The 2,320-nt window shown below is 47.0% G+C and carries 2 protein-coding genes; both read left to right on the top strand.

Annotated elements, in window-relative coordinates:
* The coding region (locus ABFC84_01540; GenBank protein ID MEN6411428.1) for an oxaloacetate decarboxylase at nt 1–673 on the top strand (673 nt) is incomplete at its 5' end.
* A 460-nt stretch (nt 674–1,133) separates the two neighbouring features.
* The coding region (locus ABFC84_01535) for an MFS transporter (GenBank protein MEN6411427.1) at nt 1,134–2,320 on the top strand (1,187 nt) is incomplete at its 3' end.

The raw sequence follows: 2,320 nt of genomic DNA, 5'->3' as shown, positions 1-2,320 counted from the left end.
CCGGGTGCGCAATTTCGTTGCGGCTGTGGATATTCCTGTGATTGCCGACGGAGATACGGGATTCGGCAATGCGGTGAATGTGATGCGGACGGTGCGGACTTATGAGTCCGCCGGTGCGGCAGCGATTCAACTGGAAGACCAGGTTGCACCGAAAAAATGCGGTCACATGACGGGACGGCAGGTTATCCCTATGGAAGAAATGGTTGGTAAAATCAAGGCGGCTGCGGCTGCCCGGAAAGATCCTGATTTTGTCATTTTGGCCCGTACCGATGCCAGAACGAACTGGGGAATTGAGGAAGCGATCCGCCGGGGAAAAGCTTATGAAGCGGCCGGTGCCGATGTTCTGTTTATTGAATCTCCGGAAGGTATTGACGAAATGAAGCAGATCACATCCAGCTTTAACGTTCCGGTTTTGGCTAATATGGTAGAGGGGGGACGAACTCCCCTTTTAGCAGCAACTGAGCTGGAAAAGATCGGTTATCATATCGTTATTTTCCCTACTGCGTCAACCTATATAACAGCCCAGGCCGTTTTCAATTTGATGCGTGAATTGAAAGAGCAGGGGACGACGCAGAATTCTATGAAAGATATGATTTCCTTCAGTCAGTTTAATGATTTGATCGGGCTGCCGGAAATCCGCCAGCTGGAAAATGAATATCTGGTGCAGGAGTAGTGTTTCTTTCCTGATACCAGAGGAGAATAAACGGCAGCAGGGCAGCATTTGAAAAAAATAAGATCGCATGATTTTTTGAAAATCATTTTAAGCAAAGGAGCTTAACGGATTGCAACAATACCGTAAGCTTCTTTTTTATTTCACAAGTGAAAGATAATTTCGATTGTGAAATGGAAAAACTACACCTTTATAGACAATTATTTCAAGAATGGAAGAATAGGCAGCGGTAAAAGGAGTTAACACAAGGCTTGTTCATGTTGGCATGCATCTTGCATTAAAAGGAGGTGAGGAATAAAAACTTTTGTCGGGAAGAAGAGCGCTTGTTTGCAGACGATTCTGATGCTTTACAGTAAGCAGCGGAGAGGGGGCTTTTAAAACCGAAAGTTCGGAGGAGCGGCAGTAATATCGAATTGACTGGGAATACAATTTATTTAAAATGAATGAGAGGTAGGAGAAGGATATGGCGAGTATTGCGCAACGGTTGGGTGATTTGCCATTGGGGAGATGGCACTGGAGATTGTTGGCTATGATAGCAGTTGGCTGGGCTTTTGATGCAATGGATACAGGAATTGTCTCGTTTGTTCTGCCTAAACTAATGGGACTGTGGAAGCTGAGCCCGGCACAGATCGGCATGATCGGCAGTGCAGGTTTGATTGGTATGGCTGTGGGGGCTGCTTTGGCGGGCACCTTATCCGATTACATGGGACGAAAAAAATTATTAATCGCAACTTTGTTTATTTACGGCTTTGGAACCGGAGCCTGCGGTTTTGCCTGGAGTTATGAATCCTTGCTTGTGTTCCGGTTTATTGTCGGTTTTGGCCTTGGCGGACAGGTGCCGGTAGCAGTGACGCTGATGAGTGAATATTCACCGACTAAATATCGCGGCAGAATGATTGTTTTGCTGGAAAGCTCCTGGGCGCTTGGCTGGTTGGTGGCTGCCATCATTTCGTATTTGGTCATTCCCAAGTATGGCTGGCAAGTTGCTTTTTACATCGGGGCGTTTCCTGTAATTTGGGCATTTTATTTATGGAAAGTCGTGCCGGAATCAGTGTTGTATTTGGTGAAAAAAGGGCGTTTGGAGGAAGCTCACGAACTTGTATGTAATGTGGAACGTTCTGTAGGAGTTTCCTGCGGTGCACCGCCTACTGAAGCTGATATGGTTGTAGGACCAAAATCTACGTTTACTTTCGGCAAGTTGTTTACCGGTATTTATCTGAAAAAAACGGTTTGCCTTTGGATTTTATGGTTCGGTCTGGTATTTTCTTATTATGGAATCTTTTTATGGCTGCCGACTTTGCTGGTCAAAGCGGGCCACAGCATGGTACAGTCCTTTGAGTTTGTGCTGTGGATGACGGTAGCTCAGATTCCCGGATACTTTACGGCAGCAGCACTGGTTGATAAAATCGGCAGAAAGCCGACCTTGTCCGCTTTCCTTATTCTATGCGCCGGGACTGCCTATATGTTTGGCAACGCCGGAACCTGGACGGAAATTCTGCTTTGGGGTTGTCTGATGTCTTTCTTTAATTTGGGAGCTTGGGGCCTGATGTATACCGATACACCGGAAATGTATCCGACGGAAGCCCGCGGTTCTGGTACCGGGTGGGCAGGTGCCTGCGGACGTATCGGCGGTATGCTTGCACCGATGGT

The sequence above is a fragment of the Veillonellales bacterium genome (genome assembly GCA_039680175.1).
GTDB lineage: Bacteria > Bacillota > Negativicutes > JAAYSF01 > JAAYSF01 > JBDKTO01.
Note: the sequence above shows the minus strand (reverse complement) of the source record. Positions and strands in the feature narration are given on the sequence as shown.